The 20,597-nt window shown below is 63.7% G+C and carries 15 protein-coding genes, 1 tRNA gene and 1 other annotated feature; of the genes, 10 read left to right on the forward strand and 6 right to left on the reverse strand.

The window, feature by feature from the left end:
• Positions 1-42: 42 nt before the first annotated feature.
• Positions 43-999 carry a transglycosylase SLT domain-containing protein gene (locus GO608_RS15520; protein ID WP_169200383.1) on the forward strand — a complete coding sequence of 319 codons (957 nt, stop codon included), beginning with the start codon at positions 43-45 and terminating at the stop codon, positions 997-999.
• Positions 996-1,793, forward strand: coding sequence for a S1 family peptidase (locus tag GO608_RS15525; RefSeq protein ID WP_169200382.1), 798 nt, complete (start codon positions 996-998; stop codon positions 1,791-1,793). Before GO608_RS15520 ends, GO608_RS15525 begins: the two co-directional genes overlap by 4 nt.
• A gap of 39 nt (positions 1,794-1,832) precedes the next feature.
• On the opposite strand, the gene GO608_RS15530 is transcribed toward GO608_RS15525, so the two are convergent.
• Positions 1,833-1,907, reverse strand: a tRNA-Arg gene (locus tag GO608_RS15530).
• A gap of 11 nt (positions 1,908-1,918) precedes the next feature.
• Positions 1,919-4,042: a site-specific recombinase gene (locus GO608_RS15535; RefSeq protein ID WP_169200381.1), complete on the reverse strand. Its 2,124-nt coding sequence runs from the start codon at positions 4,040-4,042 to the stop codon at positions 1,919-1,921.
• A 111-nt stretch (positions 4,043-4,153) separates the two neighbouring features.
• Between GO608_RS15535 and GO608_RS15540 the strand changes: the two genes are divergently transcribed.
• The 4 genes from GO608_RS15540 to GO608_RS15555 all read left to right on the forward strand — a co-directional run bounded on the left by GO608_RS15540 (position 4,154) and on the right by GO608_RS15555 (position 10,592).
• Complete coding sequence (locus GO608_RS15540) at positions 4,154-6,076, forward strand: ATP-binding cassette domain-containing protein (protein ID WP_169200380.1); 1,923 nt, start codon at positions 4,154-4,156, stop codon at positions 6,074-6,076.
• A gap of 242 nt (positions 6,077-6,318) precedes the next feature.
• Positions 6,319-7,350, forward strand: coding sequence for an oxidoreductase (locus tag GO608_RS15545; RefSeq protein ID WP_169200379.1), 1,032 nt, complete (start codon positions 6,319-6,321; stop codon positions 7,348-7,350).
• Between the two features lie 43 nt (positions 7,351-7,393).
• Complete coding sequence (locus GO608_RS15550; protein WP_169200378.1) at positions 7,394-8,575, forward strand: GGDEF domain-containing response regulator; 1,182 nt, start codon at positions 7,394-7,396, stop codon at positions 8,573-8,575.
• Between the two features lie 124 nt (positions 8,576-8,699).
• The gene (locus tag GO608_RS15555; RefSeq protein ID WP_169200377.1) at positions 8,700-10,592 is read left to right on the forward strand and encodes a propionate--CoA ligase; all 1,893 of its coding nucleotides are present in this window, start codon (positions 8,700-8,702) and stop codon (positions 10,590-10,592) included.
• A 264-nt stretch (positions 10,593-10,856) separates the two neighbouring features.
• Here the strand turns inward: GO608_RS15555 and GO608_RS15560 are convergent.
• Positions 10,857-12,079 (reverse strand): IS3 family transposase gene (locus GO608_RS15560; protein ID WP_169200665.1). Its coding sequence is split into 2 segments (ribosomal slippage): positions 10,857-11,797 and positions 11,797-12,079, totalling 1,224 coding nucleotides; the frame shifts between segments, so codons are not numbered across the junction.
• Positions 11,685-11,801 (reverse strand) — a sequence feature (AL1L pseudoknot). Its footprint overlaps the gene before it by 117 nt.
• Positions 12,080-12,341: 262 nt before the next feature.
• Between GO608_RS15560 and GO608_RS15565 the strand changes: the two genes are divergently transcribed.
• A complete protein-coding gene (locus GO608_RS15565; RefSeq protein ID WP_169199369.1) occupies positions 12,342-13,151 on the forward strand; it encodes a THxN family PEP-CTERM protein in 810 nt (269 codons plus the stop codon).
• 606 nt (positions 13,152-13,757) lie between these two features.
• Positions 13,758-14,576 carry a THxN family PEP-CTERM protein gene (locus GO608_RS15570; RefSeq protein ID WP_169199370.1) on the forward strand — a complete coding sequence of 273 codons (819 nt, stop codon included), beginning with the start codon at positions 13,758-13,760 and terminating at the stop codon, positions 14,574-14,576.
• Between the two features lie 210 nt (positions 14,577-14,786).
• Here GO608_RS15570 and GO608_RS15575 read toward each other — a convergent pair whose 3' ends face one another.
• The 3 genes from GO608_RS15575 to GO608_RS15585 are packed head-to-tail and all read right to left on the reverse strand — an operon-like array spanning position 14,787 to position 18,749.
• Positions 14,787-15,917: an SDR family oxidoreductase gene (locus GO608_RS15575; protein ID WP_169199371.1), complete on the reverse strand. Its 1,131-nt coding sequence runs from the start codon at positions 15,915-15,917 to the stop codon at positions 14,787-14,789.
• Positions 15,914-17,689 (reverse strand): AMP-dependent synthetase/ligase, encoded by a 1,776-nt coding sequence (locus GO608_RS15580; protein WP_169199372.1) that lies wholly within the window; start codon positions 17,687-17,689, stop codon positions 15,914-15,916. Before GO608_RS15580 ends, GO608_RS15575 begins: the two co-directional genes overlap by 4 nt.
• 1 nt (position 17,690) lies before the next feature.
• The gene (locus GO608_RS15585) at positions 17,691-18,749 is read right to left on the reverse strand and encodes an adenine nucleotide alpha hydrolase family protein (RefSeq protein ID WP_247003199.1); all 1,059 of its coding nucleotides are present in this window, start codon (positions 18,747-18,749) and stop codon (positions 17,691-17,693) included.
• A gap of 242 nt (positions 18,750-18,991) precedes the next feature.
• Here GO608_RS15585 and GO608_RS15590 point away from each other — a divergent pair, with 242 nt between their 5' ends.
• Together GO608_RS15590 and GO608_RS15595 are read left to right on the forward strand one after the other, a co-directional pair.
• Positions 18,992-19,519: a methylated-DNA--[protein]-cysteine S-methyltransferase gene (locus GO608_RS15590; protein WP_169199374.1), complete on the forward strand. Its 528-nt coding sequence runs from the start codon at positions 18,992-18,994 to the stop codon at positions 19,517-19,519.
• Positions 19,516-20,418, forward strand: a complete 903-nt coding sequence (locus GO608_RS15595) for a DNA-3-methyladenine glycosylase family protein (RefSeq protein WP_169199375.1) — start codon at positions 19,516-19,518, stop codon at positions 20,416-20,418. The genes GO608_RS15590 and GO608_RS15595 overlap by 4 nt, the downstream gene beginning before the upstream one ends.
• Positions 20,419-20,597: the final 179 nt, after the last annotated feature.

The following is a 20,597-nucleotide window of genomic DNA, read 5'->3' on the forward strand; positions in this document are numbered from 1 at the left end:
ACACCTGTATCGGCAGCCGGGCCAATGCCATTGGGGGGGATGATGAAACGCTACAAACTCCGCCATGATCGCTGTCGTGCAGCGCTGCTTTTCGTCCTCGCGGCCGGCACCGTGGCGCCGTCCGCGTATGCCGGCGAGCGCAAGGAGCAGGGCATCCCCGACGCGAAGCTCGCAGCACATGCACGCTATCTTGTCCAGCAGGGCGTCGCCCACGAGCATGGCGAAGGCGTGCCCCGCAATCCGGTCCGCGCAGTCGCGCATTATTGCGAGGCGGCCCGCCTCGGCGATGCCGAAGCGATGTACGCCCTCGGCTGGATGTATGCCAACGGACGGGGGACGCAGCGTAACGATGCATATGCCGGAACGCTGTTCGCGATGGCGGCCGCGCGCGGGGACGTGCAGGCACGACGGATGCTGCGCTTCACCGGCGGTCACAGCGGGCAGGTTCCCCCTTGCCTCAACGCCGCGCCGGCGGTCGCGCTCGACGACCATGAGTGGAATCCGGAGACCCACATCCGCTCGCTGTCAGCCGAACGGCAGCGCATTGCGCGCATGATCATCGAGCTCGCCCCCACCTATCAGATCAGCCCCCGGTTCGCGCTGGCGATCGCGGTGGCCGAGTCACGGCTCGATGCGGGAGCCGTCTCGCCGAAGAATGCAATGGGCGTCATGCAGCTGATCCCGGATACGGCGGCACGCTTCAACGTCCGCGATCCGTTCGATCCGCGCGAAAACATCAAGGGGGGGCTCGCTTATTTGCGCTGGCTGCTCGCGTATTTTCGCGGCGACATCGCGCTCGCGGCTGCCGGCTACAATGCCGGCGAGGGCGCCGTCGACCGGTACCGGGGTGTGCCGCCTTACCCTGAAACTCGCGCCTATGTGAGCCGTATATTGAACTTCGTCGCCCGCCGAGACCATCCGTTCGACAGCCGCATCGCACGGCCCAGTGTAAAAATGCCGGCAGGGCAAGCGGCAAGTGAGGGAGCAAGCGATACATGAATTTCAGCGCGGCGAACCGTGCGCTTCGGCGCAGCCTCGTTGTCGCCGCCACGACGGCCACTGCAGGGCTGATACCGCTTCCGGCGGTGGCAGACCTGGTCGACACGGTGTCGCGCATCAAGCCATCGGTGGTCGCGGTCGGCACCTTCCAGCGCACCCGGGCTCCCGCCTTCAAGTTCCTCGGCACGGGTTTCGCAGTCGGCGATGGAATGATGATCGCGACCAATGCGCACGTCGTCCCCGATGCGCTGGCCGATGATCAGATGGAAACCCTCGCGGTGGCAGTTCCCGGCGAGGGGCAGGCGACGATCCGCAAGGTCAGCAAGCTTGCGATTGACAAGAACCACGATCTGGCAGTGTTGCGGCTCGAAGGCGGACCGCCGCTGCCTTCCCTGTCCGTCGACGTGTCTTCGGACCGCGTCCGCGAAGGTCAGAGCATCGCCCTGACCGGTTTTCCGATCGGCAGCGTCCTGGGACTGTCACCCGTGACGCACCGTGGCATCGTCGCCGCGATCACCCCGATCGGTATTCCGCAGCTACGTGCGCAGCATCTCAATCAGGCGCTGATCCGCCGCTTGTCGAAAGACCCTTTCCGCATTTATCAGCTCGATGCGACGACTTACCCCGGAAACAGCGGAAGCCCGGTATTCGATTCCGAGACGGGGCGGTTGGTCGGTGTGATCAACATGGTGTTCGTCAAGTCCACCAAGGAAAACATTCTGAGCGACCCGTCGGGCATCAGCTACGCGATTCCCGTCGAGTACCTGAAGGCGCTGCTGAAAGGGCTGGAATGACGGGGCGACGCGCTCCCGGCTGTGCTGGAGGTTGCGAAGTGGTCTCCTCGGCGAGAATCGAACTCACATCTAGCGCTTAGGAGGCGCTCGTTCTATCCATTGAACTACGAGGAGAGCGCGCAATTCTAGCCGTTCGAGCGCCGGTGACCAAGCACGCCTTTGCCGTTTCCGTGGATTTTGTGGTTGACGTGGCCATTGTGGGGTTCGCGCTGGGGAAGCGAAGCTTCTCCATTCTGCTCTTCGGCCTGCGCCGTCGAGGGAGGCGGTAGCAGGAAGTCGCGGGGGCGCGAGACGAAGCGCCGGACGATCATTTTTCCCAGTTCGCGTCCCTGCGCGAAGGTGATGCGGCGCGCGCGCAGCGCGACGTAGAGGGTCAGCGCGAAGCTCACTCCGAGGTTCGTGAGTCCGATGAGCGCGATGCCGGCTGCCGACAGCGCCGCGAGTTGCCAGCTCAACGTGAAATCCATGCCGACGGCAGCGTAGCCGACGTAGGCGGACGAGAAGGCGATGTGGCGGATGTCCAGCGGCAGGCCGAACAGGACCCCGAGTGCCGTCACGCCGCCGAGCAGGAAGCCGAAGAAGAAATTCGCCGCCAGCGCGCCGAGGTTGTTCTCGACATAAGCCGCGACGCGCTGCATGCGCGCGGCACCGAACACCCGACGAGGCCAGCGCAGCTGCAACAGCCGCTGCGGAATGCGTTCGTAGGCTGACAGGTTGTCGTAGTAGCCTGCGATCAGCCCGGACAGGAACAGGCAGAAACCGGCAATTGCCGCGAACAGGACCGCGCCGCTGACCGGATCGACCTGCCTGAGCAGTTCGCGCGCCTTGCCCGGCTCGGTGAACGGATCCCCGGTAAGCCAGTGGATCCCGATCGCGATCAGCATCGCCATTGGAATCGCGATGCCGATGTTGCCGAGGATTGCGGCAAGCTGGCTGCGCACGGTGCGCGCGATGAGCTCCACGAGGTTCTCGAGGTCGCTGTTCTTGCCCTGCGCTTCGCCGATCGAAGCGGCGATCGCGTTGGCCGTCATCGCAGGCTGCTTGGTCGCGACCGTGCCGCCGAGAATGTGGATCAGCACGAAGCCGATGCCGTAGTTGAGACAGAACGCCAGGGCTTCGGTCATGGGGGCGAAACCCTCGCGGCCCAGCACGATCTTCAGGCCCGTCATCGCTGCGATGATCAGCCCGCCGAGCGCTGCCGAGCCGAGAATGCCGAAGTATTCGCGACGGGTCGAGGTGATGTAGTGCTCGCCGGTCTTGCTTGCGCTTTCGGTCATGCGCATCGACAGCAGTTCGACGTTCTGCCCCCAGTAGTCGGAGAGCTTGTTCTTGCGGCACTCGGCATGCACCAGTTGCTTGAAGATCCCGACGATCTGCGCCGCGACCGCGTCGATGCGTCGCTCGGCGTGCAGCTGATGGAGCAGGAACAGCAGGTCGGCCATCCGGTCGAGGTGCTGGCGGAGGCGTTCGAGCTTGAACGTGAGCGCCAGGCTGGTGCCGATCTTGGCCGCGCGCTTGCGGATCCGCAGGAGGACGTCGTCGCACTGGTCGAGCATCACCTGCAAGTGTTTTTCGTCTTCGACCAACTCGGAGCCGTCCTTCCAGGCGCGCCGATAGTGGTCGAGATAGGCGACCAGTTCCTGGTTCTGCGCCAGAAAGGGCGATTCGTGTTCCTCGAGTGTGGGATCTACGCGGATCAGCTCGGGCTCCAGCCCGATTGCCGACACGTGATACGACAATACCCGCAGCGCCTCGAGGATTTCGGCGGCGGCGTGCGGCAGCCCGTAACCCTCTTCAGTGCTGTCCGCTTGGAGCGGAGTCGATCCGAAAACGCTGCGCAGGAACTCGATCCACTCCGCGTCCGGGATTGCGGTGACCCAGGCCTCGTCGTCCTTGCGGTGGAAGACGACACTCAGCACGTCCTTCATGTAGTCGGTGTCGACGACTTCGGGCAGCAGGCGCCCGGAAATGCGGTGTGCCGTCTCGGAAAAGAAACCGGTGGACGGGAGCAGGCCGGACGAGACGTACAGCGACACCTGCTTGCGCTCGCGAAAGAGGCGGATCAGCGCGTCGCACAGGCCTTCTGCAAGGTCGTGCCGGGAGGCGAGCGTGTGCGTCAGGCCGCGCAACCCCGCGATCGCCGCTTGCGTGTCGGAAGCTTTGGCCGGGCGCAACTCATCGACCAGCGCGACCCACAGTGCGAGATCGTCGTCGTGTTCTTCGCGGAATCGCCCCAACAATGCTTCCATGCTGCCTCGTCGATGGTGTTGTCTGCAAAATGTTGCACCGCATTATGCTCGAATGCGCCGCTATGGTAGCAGGCCGGTAAAATGGCTTTTCATTCCAATGAGTCCTTCACCATGCCGCTGCTTTCTGTCGACAACGCCTGTCTCGCGTACGGGCACGTGGATCTGCTCTCACATGCGGACTTCCAGCTCGACGCGGGCGAGCGCGTGGCGCTGATCGGACGTAATGGCTCGGGCAAATCCAGCCTGCTGCGGGTGTTGGCCGGGCAGTCGTCTCTCGATGACGGGTCGGTGTGGCGGCAGTCCGGGCTGAAGGTGGCGTACGTCCCCCAGGAGGCCGATTTCCCGCTCGAACGCGACGTGTTCGCGACAATCGCCGACGGCCTGGGGGATGCCGCGCGCCTTCTCGTCGAGTATCACGCGGCGATGCACGCCGTCGCCGAATCGGCCAGTGAAGAGACGTTGGCGCGGCTCGAGGCGCTGCAGCACGCGGTCGAAGCCGCCGACGCGTGGCGGCTCAACCAGCGGGTCGATGAGATCCTGCTGCGCCTCGGCCTGCCCGGTGACGCGCTGGTTTCGAGCCTCTCCGGCGGCGGTGTCAAGCGCGTGTCGCTGGCGCGGGCGCTGGTGGCCGAGCCCGATCTGCTGTTGCTTGACGAGCCGACGAACCACCTCGACCTGGACGGCATCCTGTGGCTCGAAGCACTGATCCGGGATTTCCGCGGCACGGTCGTCGTGATCACCCACGACCGCGTGTTTCTCGACAACGTCGCCACCCGCATCATCGAGCTCGACCGCGGCAAACTCGCGAGCTATCCCGGGCGTTTCAGCGACTATCAGCGGCGCAAGGCGGAGGAGCTCGACGCGGAGGCGAAAGCGAGCGCGCGATTCGACAAGGTGCTCGCGCAGGAAGAAGTGTGGATACGCAAGGGGGTCGAGGCGCGGCGTACGCGTAACGAGGGCAGGGTACGGCGGCTCGAGGCGCTGCGTCGTGACCGGGCGGCGCGGCGCGAGCGGCTCGGCAACGTGAAGCTCGCCGTCGACAAAGGCGAGCAGAGCGGCCAGATGGTCGCCGAACTGATCGACGTGACGAAACGCTTCGGCGATCGCGTCGTCGTGCGCGACTTCTCGACGCGCATCCTGCGCGGCGACCGCATCGGGCTGATCGGCCCGAACGGCGCCGGCAAGACGACGCTGCTGAAGCTGATCCTCGGCGAGATCGCCCCGGACGCCGGGACGGTGCGCCGCGGCACGCGCCAGACCGTCGCCTACTTCGACCAGCTGCGCGAGCAGCTCGACCCGGAACTGCCGCTGACCGAGGTCATCAGCCCGGGTTCGGACTTCGTCGAGATCGGCGGCGAGCGCAAGCACGTCATCGGTTACCTCGGCGATTTTCTGTTCGCGCCGCAGCGTGCGCGTTCGCCGGTGAAATCGCTGTCCGGCGGCGAGCGCAACCGGCTGCTGCTCGCCCGGCTGTTCGCGCGGCCGGCCAACGTTCTGGTGCTCGACGAACCGACCAACGACCTCGACATCGAGACCCTCGATCTGCTCGAGGAATTGCTGTCCGCGTACGAAGGCACGCTGTTCCTCGTCAGCCACGACCGCGCGTTTCTCGACAACGTCGTGACCCAAGTGATCGCGGCCGAAGGTGACGGGCGCTGGGGCGAATACGCTGGAGGCTACGCCGACTGGCAGCGGGTCAAGCAGGCCGAAGCGGAGCGCGGCGCGGAGCAGGCGCGGCTTGCCGCGACGCAGGCCAAAAGCGCTGCGCCCGCGCCGAAAGCGGCTGCGGCGACAGCGTCGCGGGGCGGCAAACTGTCGTTCAACGAGAAAAGGGAGCTCGACGCGTTGCCCGACCGCATTGCGGCGCTGGAGGCGGAGCAGGCAGCGCTGCAATCGCGCCTGGCGGACCCGTCGCTGTACCAGGAAGCGCCGCAGGAAGCCGTGCCGATCAAGGAGCGGCTCGATGCCGTCGAGCGGGAAATCGAAGAGGCGCTGGCGCGCTGGGAGGCTCTGGAGACGCGAGCGGGCGGGTGAAGGGGTGCGAGAGGACCGGCACGTTCTGCGCGGACAGAAATGCGACATCGACGTCGATCGAATCGAGGGCTGTGTCAACGAGGGCATGGGTTGGGGGTGAGTCTTCGATTCGTCGGCTTGCGGGCCCCCTGAACCGGAGTGGCAGTCGCATAGGCCGGACGGACCGTGAAAAAGTCGAGCCGGGGATTTGGCTATAATCGGTCCAAAAAACCGGGGCGTCCGAAACCGTGACGTCCATATTCATGACGCATCCCAACCGAGAGGAGTTGCCCCAAGTGACTGCGCCGTTCAAAGCGTTCCTGATCGATCAGGACGAAAGCAGGAAAGTCTTCAGCCGCATGACAACGCTGACCCGCGAGCAACTCGACGCGGGCGACGTGCTGATCCGGGTCCATTATTCCAGCATCAACTACAAGGACGCGCTCGCCGCAACCGGTGCGGGCAAGATCATCCGGCGTTTTCCATGCGTCGGTGGCATCGACCTGTCGGGCGAAGTCGTGGAAAGCGCGGATGCGCGTTTCCGCCCCGGCGACAAGGTGATCGCGACCAGCTTCGACATCGGCGTGTCGCACCACGGCGGTTATGCCGAATACGCGCGCGTGCCGGCCGGGTGGGTCGTGCCGCTGCCCGATGGACTGGATCTCTTCGAAGCGATGGCGCTCGGCACGGCCGGCTTCACGGCCGCGCTGGGGATCGTGCGAATGGAAGACAACGGGCTCGCCCCCGAGCGCGGCCCGGTCGTCGTGAGCGGTGCGACGGGTGGCGTCGGCGGACTTTCGATCGACATGCTGTCGCGCCTCGGCTATCACGTCGTCGCGCTGACCGGCAAGGAGGCCGAAGATGATTACCTGCGGATGCTCGGCGCCGCCGAGGTGCGACTGCGCAGCACGATCGACTTCGACAACGTGCGCCCGCTCGAAGCGACGCAATGGGCCGGCGCGGTCGATAACGTCGGTGGAAAGATCCTGCACTGGATCCTCGCGACGATGAAGCAGGCCGGCACCGTCGCGAGCATCGGCAACGCCGCGAGCTTTCATCTGGAGACGACGGTGTTTCCGTTCATCCTGCGTGGCGTGAGCCTGCTCGGCGTCGATTCGGGCTACATGAATTTTCCGACGCGCGAGCGCGTCTGGCAGCGTCTCGCGGGCGATCTCAAGCCGCGTCACCTCGCGGCCGTTACACGCACCATTGCGTTCGACGAATTGCCGGGTGCATTCGACGCCTTCCTGAAGGGCGAAGTGAAAGGTCGTACCGTCGTGCGGATAGGCGCCTGACGACACCCGACGACCCCGGGCGTGTTACCGGAGATTCCCGATCATGAGAGAGGAAGAGCATCAGCCGTTGCCGAAAGTGCTGATTGTCGACGACTCGCGCATGGTGCGGGCATCGGTCATCAAGCTGATCCGCGGGCGTTTCGAATTCCGCGAGGAGGCTGACGGCGAAGCCGGCTGGCAGGCGTTGCTGGTGGATCCGACGATTCACCTGGTGCTGACCGACATCGGCATGCCGCAGCTCGACGGGTATGGCCTGCTCGAGCGCGTCCGCGCGTCGAAGCTGTCGCGCATCCATGACCTGCCGGTGATCGTGATTTCCGGCGATGAGGACGATTCGGCGCGCGAACGCGCGCGCCGTCTCGGCGCCAACGATTTCATCACCAAAGGCATCGGCGCTGCGGAGCTGCTTGCCCGCCTCGATTCGCTGACCCGACTCGCGCAGACGCGGCGCGAGCTCGAGGAAAGCCGGGCGGCGCTCGCGAAGCATAGTCCCGTCGATCCGGTCTCGGGCCTGGTCACCGAGGCCTGCCTGAACTGGCGCGCGGAGCAGGAACTCGCGCTGGCGCGGCGTCGCCGCGGCAACATCAGTGCGATGGTCGTCGAGATCGACCGCTACGAGCAGCTCGTCGTGGTGCATGGCGCCCACGTCGCCCAGCTCGTCACGCGCAAGCTGTCGAAAATACTTTCCACCAAAGTGCGCAAGGAAGATACCGTCACGGAGCTTGCCCCGGCACGGTTCGCCGTGCTCTCGCCGGCAGGCGGCTGGGGCGGGTGCTGCGCGTTCGCGCTGCGCCTGCAGAAGGCGATGGAAAAGCTCGTGATGACCTATCGCGAGGAGCGCATTCGCATCAGCGTGACGATCGGCGTGTCGAATGCGACGAACGACGACATCGGCACTGTGAGCGAACTGGTCGGGCTCGCAACGCAGCGAGCACAGACCGGCCGGCAAGCCGGAGGCAACCGTGTCATCGGCGACCGGGGAGAAGTCGCGCAGGCGTTCGTCGATCGGCTGAGCAGGCAGGCGGTCAGCATCGACCAGGCTCTCGAGCGTATCCGGGCCGGAGAAAGCGCCGAGCTCACGTCGCAGCTGCCGCAGGTCATCGCCACGCTGCTTCCGCTGCTGCAGTTGCTAGAATCACGGCTTCGTTGCGGAATCCCGCTCGATCGTCTGGAAAAATACCAAATGGACGGTAGTGCGGAAAACGACACCGCGGCGGAAAGTTGAACAGCATTGCCAATAGAAAAATATAAGGCAGTCACGGGGCGCTCCCGAGGTCCGGGATGGGAGCCGCAGGAGCGCCTGGAAGTCGTTCGCAAATGACGGGAATCTTGAAGGGAGAGGAATGCTCATGACGACGTACAAGGAATTTCATCGCCGTTCCATCGACAGCCGTGACGAGTTCTGGGCGGAAGAAGCCCGGCTCATCGACTGGAACAAGCAGCCCGAGCAGATCTGCGATTTTTCGCAGCCCCCGTTCGTGAAATGGTTCAAGGGAGGCGAGACGAACCTCTGCTACAACGCCGTGGATCGCCATGCCGCCGCGCGCCCCGACGACCGCGCGCTGGTGTATATCTCGACCGAGACCGACGAGGAGAAGGTGTACTCGTTTGCGCAGTTGCAGCGCGAGGTCGAACGCATGGCCGCGATCTACCAGGAACTCGGCGTCGGCAAGGGCGATCGCGTGCTGATTTACATGCCGATGATCGCCGAAGCGGCGTTCGCGATGCTCGCCTGCGCACGCATCGGGGCAATTCATTCGGTCGTGTTCGGCGGCTTTGCCGCGGGTTCGCTCGCGACGCGCATCGACGACGCGAAGCCGGTGCTGATGGTGAGTTCGGATGCCGGCATGCGCAACGGCAAACCGGTGCCGTACAAGCACCTCGTCGATGAAGCGTGCAAGATCGCCGAATTCCCGCCGCAGAAAGTCCTGATCGTGGACCGCGGGCTCGACAAGGGCTTCTCAAAAGTCGAAGGCCGCGACGTCGATTATGCCGAGCTGCGCGCGAAGCACCTCGACGCGAAAGTGCCCGTGACGTGGCTCGAGTCCTCCGAGCCGAGCTACATCCTGTACACCTCCGGCACCACCGGCAAGCCGAAGGGCGTGCAGCGCGACACCGGCGGCTATGCCGTTGCGCTCGCGTCGTCGATGAAGCACATCTTCACCGGCTTTGCCGGAGAGACGATGTTCGCGACCTCCGACATCGGCTGGGTCGTCGGTCACAGCTACATCATCTACGGACCGCTGCTCGCCGGCATGGCGACGATCATGTATGAAGGCACGCCGCTGCGCCCGGACGCCGGGATCTGGTGGCAGATCGTCGAGAAATACAAGGTCAACGTCATGTTCTCGGCGCCCACCGCGGTGCGCGTGCTGAAGAAGCAGGACCCGGCTTTCCTGAAGAAATACGACCTGTCGTCGCTGAAGCATCTTTTCCTCGCCGGCGAGCCGCTCGACGAGACGACGCACAAGTGGATCATGGACGAGCTCGGCATCCCGGTCATCGACAACTACTGGCAGACCGAAACTGGCTGGCCGATGCTCTCCGCGGTGCGCGGCATCGAGGAGACGCCGATCAAGTACGGCTCGCCGAGCTTCCCCGTGTATGGCTACGACCTGCGCATCTTTCGCGAGGACGGCAGTGAATGCGGTGCCAACGAGAAAGGCATCGTCGGCGTCATCCCGCCGTTGCCGCCGGGCTGTCTGTCGACCGTGTGGGGGCAGGACGACCGTTTCGTCAGCACGTATTTCACGCTGTTCCAGGACCCCGTCGTGTTCTCGTCGTCCGACTGGGGCATTAAGGACGAAGACGGCTACCACACGATCCTCGGCCGCATGGACGACGTCATCAACGTGGCGGGTCACCGGCTCGGCACGCGCGAGATCGAGGAGGCGATCCAGGCGAATGCGGCGATCGCCGAAGTCGCAGTCGTGGGCGTCGCCGATCCGCTGAAAGGGCAGATGCCGATGGCTTTCGCGGTGGTCAAGGACGCTTCGCGCGTCGATACCGCCGAGAAACGCGCCCAACTCGAGAAGGATGTCATGAAGACCGTCGACACCCTGCTCGGTGCGATCGCCCGCCCCGCGCGTGTGCATTTCATCTCCGGGCTGCCGAAGACGCGCTCGGGCAAGATGTTGCGCCGCTCGATCCAGGCGCTCGCTGAAGGCCGTGATCCAGGCGACCTGACGACGATCGACGATCCGGGGACGCTCGAGCAGATCAGGACGTCGCTGGCGGGCTGACCCGAAAGAAACCTTTTCTCACCAGGACGAAGGCCCCTCGCGCGGGCGCCTTCGTCGCGGTGGGTCGAGCCCCATTCACGACCGCTCACGGACCGTATCGCCTCGGCCGCATCAAAGCGCTGCCCGGGAGCATCCTCGCTTCGGGAATCGGGGCGAATTCCTTCGTCATCCCGTGACGGCGAGCCTCCACAAGTCGAATCCCACGAAGTCTCCGCACTCGAAGGTTGAATCGCCCCGGGTTTCGCGGAGGCGGTTTTGTTTGAGTCAGGCGACGACCGCCTGCTCGCTCAGGTTGCGGTAATAGTTTGCCTCGGCTTCGGCTGGGGGAATGTACCCGATCGACTCAAGCAGGCGGTGGTGGTTGAACCATGAGACCCATTCGAGGGTGGCCAGCTCGACCGCTTCGACGCTTTTCCACGGGCCACGCCGGTGGATGACTTCGGCCTTGTACAGCCCGTTGATCGTCTCGGCCAGGGCGTTATCGTAGCTGTCGCCCCGGCTGCCGACCGACGGCTCGATGCCTGCTTCTGCCAGCCGCTCGCTGTAGCGGATCGAGACGTACTGCGAGCCGCGATCGCTATGATGAATCAAGGCGTTGCGTTCGGGTTGTCGCGCCCACAAGGCCTGTTCCAACGCGTCGAGAACGAATTCCGTGTGCATGGATCGGCTCACCCGCCAGCCCACGATGTAGCGGGCGAAGACGTCGATGACGAAGGCCACGTACACGAAACCCTGCCAAGTCGAGACATAGGTGAAATCGGAGACCCAGAGCTGGTTTGGCCGCTCGGCGGCGAACTGCCGATTGACGCGATCGAGCGGACAAGGTGCAGCAGGATCGGGCCGGGTGGTCCGAACCGCCTTGCCACGCATCGCGCCGCGCAGCCCTTGGGCCCGCATCAGTCGCTCGACGGTGCAGCGGGCGACCTCGAGGCCTTCGCGCTGCAACTGCCGCCACACTTTACGCGTGCCATACACCTGCAGATTCGCCTGCCACACCCGCTCGATGTGACCTTCCAGCACCTCGTCGCGGCGGGCTCGGGCACAGCGCAAAGCCGGATCACGCCGGCGTGCCACGGCGCGCCGATAGGCCGACGGGGCGACCTGCAGCACCTTGCAGATCGGCTCGACCCCGAAGCGCTCGCGGTGCGTGTCGATGAATCCGTTCATCACTTGTTGCGGCGGTCGAGCTCCGCCTGCGCGAAATACGCGCTGGCCAGGCGCAGGATCTCGTTGGCCTTCTTGAGCTCGCGCACCTCGCGCTCGAGCTCCCTGATGCGTTGCTGCTCGGCGCTCGTGAGCCCCTCGCGCTGGCCCGTGTCGCGCTCATGCTGCCGAACCCATCGGCGCAATGTTTCCGACGTGCAGCCAATCTTTGCCGCGATCGACACGATCGCCGCCCACTGGGATTCGTACTGATCCTTGGCCTCGAACACCAGACGCACCGCGCGCTCGATCACCTCGGGGGAGAACTTCGCTGATTTCTTCATGGCTCCATCTTCTCAAGAGTTGGAGCCTCCGCGAAACCCGGGGCGATTCAGGTTCGTGTCAGTGCGCCTTCGAGTGCGTCGGGATATTTTACACCCCGTTTCCGTGCATCAGGCATAAAGCCCATTCAAATGAAAGAGATAAGGGGTCTGGCATGGACTATGCAAGCTGAAAGCCGGGCGGAGAAACGTCGAAGTTCCTCGAAGGAGCCGCGACTCTGGCCGGCCAGATCCGAAGGTTCGATGTTGGAAAAGGAGATTTGTCATGACCACGAGCACAGTCCGCAACACCTTGCTGGCAGCTAGCCTGATGGCAGGCGGATTAATCATGGGCGGGGTCGCTCATGCAACGCCGGGAACTCTCTTTACCGGAAACAACAGCCTTGCATTCGACCCCGACAGCGCCACGGTCCTTGGAGGCGGCAGTTTTGTCGATGTGTCCTCCACCGAGTTGGAATGGGTCGACACGGGGGACCCCACCGATAATCACAGCTTCCTGACGATTATTCCGCCGAGCAACACGGATGTGGCCATCTCCTCCGATTTGGGAGCGGAAGAGGTCGCGCGGATTCGGCATACGAACAACATCATCCCGGTGGGAAGCTTCGCTTTCACCGTCGATCTGCTCGACCAGTTCACTCTTTCGGGCGCGACGTTCGCCCTCACTGGAACCAATCAACTCCCCGAACTGATCTTGGACGTGAATTTTACTGAAACGCCTAACGACCTGCCATGTCCCGCCCCGAATCCGCTGGGCAGCACCTGCGACGACATTTTCCAGATTGGTAACCTGGACCTTGTCATCGACTCGTTCCTGTTTACGGCCAATGGAGAACAATTCCTCCTCACGTTCGACGTAGACGCCAGCGCGGGCGAGGGAACGTTCTTTGACGACGCGGGCAACATCATCTACACCGCCGAAAATTTTGTAAGCGAGATCGTCATCACGGCGCGTATCGACCAAGCGGAAGTGCCGGAGCCCGGTACGCTCGCATTGCTCGGTATCGGCCTGGCCGCATTGCCGGGAGCGGGCATGTGGCGCAAGGCGAAAAAGGCTGGCATGAAGACGGCCTGATGAATGCGGTGCCAACGAGAAACGTATTGTCGGCGTTGTCCCGCCGCTGCCGAAGACGCGCTCGGGGAGGATGTTGCGCCGCTCGATCCGGGCGCTCGCCAAAGGCCGTAACCCGGGCGATCTGACGATAATCGACGATCCAGCCCGGCTCGAGCAGCTCAGGACGTCGTTGGCGGGCTGACCCGCAACCTCTCGCCCGATGGCGAAGGCCCCTCGCGGGCCTTCGTCCGTTTGGCGGAGTCCGATTTGGGACGGCTCACGGGACCGTAACGCCTCTGCCGTATCGAAGCGCTGCCCGGGACGATCGTCGTCTCTGGAATCGGCGCGAATTTCCCCCGTCATGTCCGGCCGCGTGCCTCGACAAGTCGAATCCCCTGAATTCTCTCCACTCGAAAGCTGGCGCAAGCACTCTTCCGGCGCCGTCGAAATATTTTACACTCTGCCTCCGTGCATAATTCATAAAACCCAGTTAAATGAAAGAGATAAGTGATCTGGCATGGACTATGCAGGAGGAGAACCGGGCGGAGAAACGTCGAAGCTTCTCGAGGGAGGCGCGACTCTGGCCAGCCAGATCCGAAGGTTCGATGTTGGAAAAGGAGATTTGTCATGACCACGAGCAGATTCCGTAACACTTTGCTGACAGCAAGCCTGATGGCAGGGGGATTAATCATGGGCGGAGTCGCTCATGCAACGCCGGGAACAGTATTCGAGGCGGAAAACCTCCTCGCGTTTATTCCCGGCTCCGTCGACCCCGGCGTCGGACTCGGCGGCTTTGTCAGTGCAACGGAGGATGAGTTGCAATGGCGCGACACGGGTAACCCAGCCAGTGCGCATAGCTTCCTGAGTATTCTTCCCCCGACCAACGATCCTGTTAACCTCGTGTCCGATGCCGGCTGGTTTAACGTCGCCCTGGTTGAGCACGAGAACAATGTCATTCCTGGTTCGACGTTCAATTTCACTGTCGATATGCGCGATAATTTCAGTCTCGCCGGCGCAACCTTCGATCTCACGGGCACCAGCAGCCTTCCGGAAGTCATTCTGGATGTAAGCTTCACGGAAACGCGGAACGTGGACCTGGCTGACTGCCCCGCGCCGAATCCGCTCGGGAGCGAATGCGACGACATTTTCGCAGTACCGAATCTGGACGCCGTGATCAACACGTTCCTGTTCTCCGCCCTGGGCGAGAGGTGGATGCTCTCTTTCCAAATTGATCCCGACGAGGATACAGGCACGTTCTTCGACGATGAAGGCAACATCATCTTCACTGCGGAAGCGGAGACAAGCCAATTGTTTATCCAGGCACGTATCGACCAAGTCGAGGTGCCGGAGCCGGGAACGCTCGCGTTGCTGGGTATCGGTCTGGCCGCGTTACCCGGAGCGGGTATGTGGCGCAAGGCGAAAAAGGCTGGCACGAAGAAGGTCTGAAGCGAGAGTTTCAGCCTGCTAACCGGATGCGGAGTAACCGGCAGGATCTGAAAAGCCCTGTCGGTTACTCCGCATTTCGTTGAAGGGTGTTCAAGGCTTCACCCGGGAGGGGCATTTCGCAGGAAATGCCCCTCCTCACGTTTTTCCTGCCGCGCGTGCAGCACGCGCCGTGCTTCTTCGGCAGGACTGCGCTCGAGAGTCCCGCTTGTTTCATCCACGCGGATGCTTTTTGTCCAGGTAGCGCTCGAGAACCCGCGCCAGATAGTCTTCCCAGCGCGGTAGGCTCGTGCCGCTAGCCGACAGCCAGGCCAGATATTCTTTATTGTCGAACCCTTGCTGGTCGCCGAGGTAGTCGACATAGATCGGAAGAGTCGCGAGGGCCCCCCTGCGGTGCGCCGGAGCGAAACGTATAGCGGCCTGTTGCACCACCGCGAACAAGCGGTGCGGCAACAGGATGCCGAACGGAACGGCGAGACCGTGGCGCCTGAATGTCTCCTGGACGCGCGATCGCAATGTCTTGAGCGGAATCGAACGGTCGGGGCCCGAACACAGATGGTAGATTCGACCTACGGTCTGCTCATCGACGGTCGCGCGTGCGATTGCACTGGCAACGGCATCAACCGGGATGATGTCGAGTCGCACCTCGCCCAGATCCGGTAACACTCCATAAGTGCGGCGGCCGGAAAGAAATTCGCAGATGAAGTAGAAGATCTGGAAGTGAATGATGCGGCCGTCACGCGAATCGCCTATCACCATGCTGGGCCGATGCACCGTGATCGGCAGATGCTCCTGTTCGATCCCCGCGCGAACGAGAACTTCCGCTTCCGCCTTGGACTGCTCGTAGGTGTTGTGAAACGCGCGCGGTTCGTCGATCCAGCGTTCGGGCAGCGCGCCGGGACGCTTGCCCGCGATGCCTACGGTGCTGACGAAATCCACTTTGCGCAAGGTTCCGCTGCGCGCCAGCGTGCGGGCCAGCGACAGAATTTCTTGTGCCGAACCGACTGCGGAGCGGCGCGCGTCGTCCAGCGTGTCGTTCATGCGCACGCTGGCTGCGCAGTGAATGATGTGCGTGGTGTCGGCGCACAGGGTCGCGTACTCGCTGTCGCTCAAGCCGAACCTGGGCTGCGATGCATCGCCGCGCAGCGCGGTGAGCCGCGTGCGAGGTTCGGCGTCCGGCGCCAGCTTCCAGAACCGGCACAACTCTTCCATGCGTTCGGTCAGGTGATGTTCCGACTTTGCTCGCAGGAGAATGCGCACGCGCGTGCGCGTATCCGCGTACAGCAGAGGAACGAGGGCACTGCCGACAGCGCCTGACGCGCCGGTGACGAAATAGGTATTCATGGGGCGTTGATCACTCGGGGTCGGGAGGGGGTGGTTGGCGCGCGTGGAGATGCACGGTCGTATGCTTCCTCGATCTGCGCGCGAAATCGTTCTTCGATCGGCTTGCGCCGAAGCTTGAGGTTGGCCGTGAGTTCGCCGCCTGCGACGGTGAACGCTTGCTGGCTGAGAATGATTGCCCCGGGACGCTGGTAGTCGCTAAAGCCTTCACAGGCGGCAGCGACATCAGCCGAGATGGCCGCGGATGTCGCCGCGGTGTGAATTTCACCGGCACGCGGGTGACGGGAGTCGAGCGCGAGAATGGCAACGGGGTAGGGCCGATCGCGTCCGACGACGACCGCATGATCGACGTAGTCGAGCTGCTTCAGTGCTGCCTCGATCGGCGCTGGAGCGATGCGGCGGCCTGTCGAGGTCTTGAACACTTCGCTCTTGCGTCCCTCGAGCCAGACGTAGCCTTCGTCGTCGATCCTGGCGTAATCGCCGGTCTGCAGGAATCCGTCGGCGCTGAGCGGCGCCACGTCGGCTGTTTCGCCGTAGTAGCCCGAAAACACGCCGGCACCGCGGACCAATAGCTCATGGTCGTCGGCGACCCGCAGTTCGTTGCCGGGAAGCGCCTGACCGACGCTTCCGAATCGAAAGCGCTGGGGGGTGTTCACGGCGACCGGAATCACGTTCTCGCTGATGCCGTAGGCTTCGAGGACAAGCCAGCCCAGCCCGTGGAAACGCTCCAGCAGCCAGCGCGGCATCGGCGCAGAGCCGCTAACCATGAACTGCAGTTCGTGCCCCATGACCGACCGCACGCGGCCCAGAAGAGGTGTCGCGAGCGGGTGCAGCGCGCGCCACACCAGCGCCGGTCGTCGCCCGGCGCGGCGCGCTTCGGCAATGCGGCAGCCGACGGTCCATGCTCCATGGATGAGACCGCGAACCGGCGCAGGCTGCTTCGCGAGCTCGGCGAGGATCCCGGCGTGCAACTTCTCGAAGAAACGGGGGACGCCGAGGAAGAACGTCGGCTGGATCTGGGGTAGAAGGCGGACGATTTGATCCGGCTTGTCGACGAAATACGATCTCGCCCCGCAGCTCAACGCGCAGAAGTTGATGATGCGCTGAAAGAGGTTCGACAGGGGCAGCCAGCAAGCCAGACGTGAATCCTGTCGCAGCGAAGGAAAACGCTCGAGAATGGTGTCGCATGCCTGCGCGATCTGCCGATGCGAGTACGCGATACCTTTCGGCTGTCCGGTGCTGCCTGAAGTGAAGACGATCGTGGCTATGTCTTCGGGCAGGGGAGGAGACGCCGGGGAACGAGGGCCGCTCTGCGTTTCCAGCAGCCGTCCGAGAGTGCGAGCGTGGCCCGCCGAGGGGTGCGGCTCGCAGGTGATCGTGATCTGCGGAATCCGCCACAGCTCGCCGAACGTCCGAAGCATGTCGGCGGTGGAAGTTATCAGGAGGCGCGGCTTGGTGAGCTCCAGGATATGCCGCACGTTGCGCGGCGCGTCGTGTGCGTCGATGCCGACAACCACAGCCCCCACCGCAAGCGCCGCGAGCTGGCAATATTCCCATTCGGGCGAAGTGGGCAGCGTGATCGCTACCCGATCGCCGGTTTGCAGGCCGAGGTCGGAGAAATGTCCGGCGAGGGTGTCGACCCGTCGCGCGAGTTCGCGCCACGTGATCGGCTGCCATTCGCGCCCATCGACCTGATGCAGATATGCGAGTTGATCTGGCGATGCGGCGGCTCGAGCCTGCAAGCGCTCCGGCAGTGTCTGCAACGAAGCGTTCATTTCAGGCGCGGCGCAACAGCGGAGGGTCGTAGGCGCCTCTCGGCAATGTGATGCGAAGATCGGCTTCGGCCAGACTCAACCAGTTCATGCTGCGGCGCACCTCGCGTCCCAAACCGATCTTGTTGCGGATCATGAAGTTGACGAGGGGAGTCGCCAGCCGCCAGTAATTTCGGCTGGCCTTCCCTTCCCGAATCAGCGCCGAGAACTCGGGCACATAAGGGTTGTAACCGAAGTGCTTCAGGTCCGAAAACATCATCAGCCAGTTGATCGGGTAGTTGCTGACGATCGGGTTTGCGTGGGAGCTGCGCTGCACCAGCCCGAGCTCGGTCACCTTGCGAATCACCTGCTCCTGATCGTAGTCCCACGCGTGGTAAGGAGCGAGATAGCGCGGGAAGGGGGTGTTTTTCGGCAATTTGAGCGGATTGTAGAAAGCCGCGAGTTCGTCGGCGGAAAATTCCCCGCTCTCGACGAGGTGCGGCGGCGTCCAGTCCTCGCTTCTGATCAGCGCGGGATCGAACTCGTAGAGCATGCGTTCGGGTTCGGGCTGGCCCGGCGAATAGCCTGCGAGAACGAGCGGGATATTTTTCTCCAGCGCCAGGCGGATTGCTGCGCCTTCAAACAGCGGTGCGTAGACATAGGAAACGGTGTACACCGCGCCCCGCGCTTCCTGGTTGCACAAGAGGTAGCGAAAGAGCTTTGTCAGGAACCCGTGCGCGGGTCTGAAAACGACGTGATCGATGTCGAGCTTGCGCAGCGCAAGGCGGATGTTGTCCCATGCGACGGGCGGCAGGTCGATATCGCAGGTGAACGCGAGCACCCGCAAACCGTAATCGACTTTCAAGCGGTGAAGGAGGTACAAACTGTCCTTCCCGCCGCTGAGCGGCACGACGCAGTCGTATTCGGAGCCGGGATGGTTGCGCGCTGCTTTCAGGGTGGCTTCAAGGTTTTCGCGATACTTCAAAGCCGCGGAAGTCGCCTGAGTGTCGGGCGACCGGGCGCGGCAGAAGCTGCACTCTCCGCTGGCGTCAATATCAGCTCCGGGTACGATGTCCGGCAGCAAGCATGTCCTGCATTTTTTCATCCTGATTGATCCCCTGGGTCCGGCCGCTCGATGGGAGTTCTGTCACCGCCTGCGGATGATTCATCGAAACGGGAGTTTCGCGGCTCCTTGAAGGCCTTCGTTCGCTACGGATCTGCCCCACAGTTTCGCGGTCCACCGAATGCGAAAGCAAGAGCCGGAGTGCGCCATTATCCGGCGTCCGCTAGATTCTAGCCATCGGACCACGGAAAGGATGCAGGATCATGACGGCAAAACGTGAAACACGCGCAGCAGCAACCGCCCGGTTTGCGATCGGCGAATGTTCGCTGGGGGCGATTCTCGTCGCCGCGAGCACGCGGGGAGTGTGCGCGATCCTGATCGGCGACGATCCGGAGCGGCTCGCGTGTGATCTGCAGGATCGCTTTCCGCGAGCCATGCTGAGTGGCGGTGACCCCGATTTCGAGCGAAGCGTCGCGACTGTGGTCGGGTTTGTCGAAGCTCCCGGGCTCGGGCTGGATCTGCCCCTCGACATTCGCGGCACGGCATTCCAGCAACGGGTGTGGCAGGCGTTGCAGGAGATTCCGGCGGGCCAGACAGCGAGCTACGCCGAGATCGCGCGGCGAATCGGCGCGCCGAAGGCCGTCCGGGCGGTGGCGCGAGCGTGCGCCGCAAACCCGCTGGCCGTTGCGATTCCGTGTCATCGCGCCGTGCGCAACGACGGGCAGCTGTCGGGTTACCGCTGGGGGATCGAACGCAAGCGTGCGCTGCTCGATCGCGAGGCCGGGCGATGACCGCGGTGCTGACTTGTGAAGTCGGGTTGCCGGCGGATTTCCGCACCGACGATGTGCTCGCTTTCCATCGCCGCGATCCGCTCGCGGTTGCAGAACGAGTCGAGGGGCAAACGCTGCAGAAAGGCGTCGCGTGGGAAGGCCGCCCGGCATGCCTGACGATCCGGTTCGACGACGCACAGGCGAGTGCCGAACTCACGCTCGACGGAGCGCCGAGCGCCGCTGCGCCTGCGGCGCTCGCACAGTTGCTGCCGCGCATGCTGGGCCTGACTCAGCACGTCGAGGTGTTCGAGCGGGCCTATCGCGACCATCCGCAACTGGGCCCGCTCATCGCCCGCCATCCCGGGCTGCGCGTGCCGCTGTCTGCGAGTCCGTTCGAAGCGCTCAGCTGGGCCATCACCGGACAGCAGATCAGCGTGCGCGCGGCGATCTCGCTACGACGCCGGCTGATCGAAGTTGCCGGGCTGCGCCATTCGGCCGGTCTCGCCTGCTATCCCGATGCGCAACGGCTTGCCGTGCTGAACGAGACGGATCTCCGGTCAGCCGGTTTCTCGCAGGCGAAGGCGCAGACGCTGATCAGGCTCGGCCGTCTCGTCGTGGAGGACGAGCTGCCGCTCGATACGTGGATCGCGACGCTGCCGGTCGACGAGATCCGCGAGCGCCTGATGGGAGTGCGCGGCATCGGGCCGTGGACGATCGATTACGCGCTGCTGCGGGGTTTCGGCTGGCTGGATGGATCGCTGCATGGCGACGTCGCGGTGCGCCGCAGCCTGCAGGCGGTGCTCGATTGCCCGGACAGCGTCACCGAAGGACAGACGAAACGCTGGCTTGCCGAATTCTCGCCATGGCGCGCCTTGATTGCGGCCCACCTTTGGGCCGTCGGGCTGGGGAAGCTCCCTTAGCATGCGGCCGGGCGTGCTTCCGGGAAGGGGGAGGTGGAACCAGCCGGACACAAAGAAATAGCCCCGCGTTATGGCCGATCTGCAATTACGCTTGTCTTTCCGAAATACTACCTCCGAAAGACGTTGACCGACCACGCGGGGCACACCCCTATTCTAGTTCGCGATCGTCAACTTGCAAG

Source organism: Aromatoleum buckelii (genome assembly GCF_012910785.2).
Taxonomy (GTDB): Bacteria; Pseudomonadota; Gammaproteobacteria; order Burkholderiales; family Rhodocyclaceae; genus Aromatoleum; species Aromatoleum buckelii.

Excerpts from the sequence above, each read along its gene's own strand:
- GO608_RS15520 (WP_169200383.1), top strand. The coding sequence starts at position 43 with ATGAAACGCTACAAACTCCGCCATGATCGCTGTCGTGCAGCGCTGCTT.
- GO608_RS15525 (WP_169200382.1), top strand. The coding sequence starts at position 996 with ATGAATTTCAGCGCGGCGAACCGTGCGCTTCGGCGCAGCCTCGTTGTC.
- GO608_RS15535 (WP_169200381.1), bottom strand. The coding sequence starts at position 4,042 with ATGGAAGCATTGTTGGGGCGATTCCGCGAAGAACACGACGACGATCTC.
- GO608_RS15540 (WP_169200380.1), top strand. The coding sequence starts at position 4,154 with ATGCCGCTGCTTTCTGTCGACAACGCCTGTCTCGCGTACGGGCACGTG.
- GO608_RS15545 (WP_169200379.1), top strand. The coding sequence starts at position 6,319 with ATGACGCATCCCAACCGAGAGGAGTTGCCCCAAGTGACTGCGCCGTTC.
- GO608_RS15550 (WP_169200378.1), top strand. The coding sequence starts at position 7,394 with ATGAGAGAGGAAGAGCATCAGCCGTTGCCGAAAGTGCTGATTGTCGAC.
- GO608_RS15555 (WP_169200377.1), top strand. The coding sequence starts at position 8,700 with ATGACGACGTACAAGGAATTTCATCGCCGTTCCATCGACAGCCGTGAC.
- GO608_RS15565 (WP_169199369.1), top strand. The coding sequence starts at position 12,342 with ATGACCACGAGCACAGTCCGCAACACCTTGCTGGCAGCTAGCCTGATG.
- GO608_RS15570 (WP_169199370.1), top strand. The coding sequence starts at position 13,758 with ATGACCACGAGCAGATTCCGTAACACTTTGCTGACAGCAAGCCTGATG.
- GO608_RS15575 (WP_169199371.1), bottom strand. The coding sequence starts at position 15,917 with ATGAATACCTATTTCGTCACCGGCGCGTCAGGCGCTGTCGGCAGTGCC.
- GO608_RS15580 (WP_169199372.1), bottom strand. The coding sequence starts at position 17,689 with ATGAACGCTTCGTTGCAGACACTGCCGGAGCGCTTGCAGGCTCGAGCC.
- GO608_RS15590 (WP_169199374.1), top strand. The coding sequence starts at position 18,992 with ATGACGGCAAAACGTGAAACACGCGCAGCAGCAACCGCCCGGTTTGCG.
- GO608_RS15595 (WP_169199375.1), top strand. The coding sequence starts at position 19,516 with ATGACCGCGGTGCTGACTTGTGAAGTCGGGTTGCCGGCGGATTTCCGC.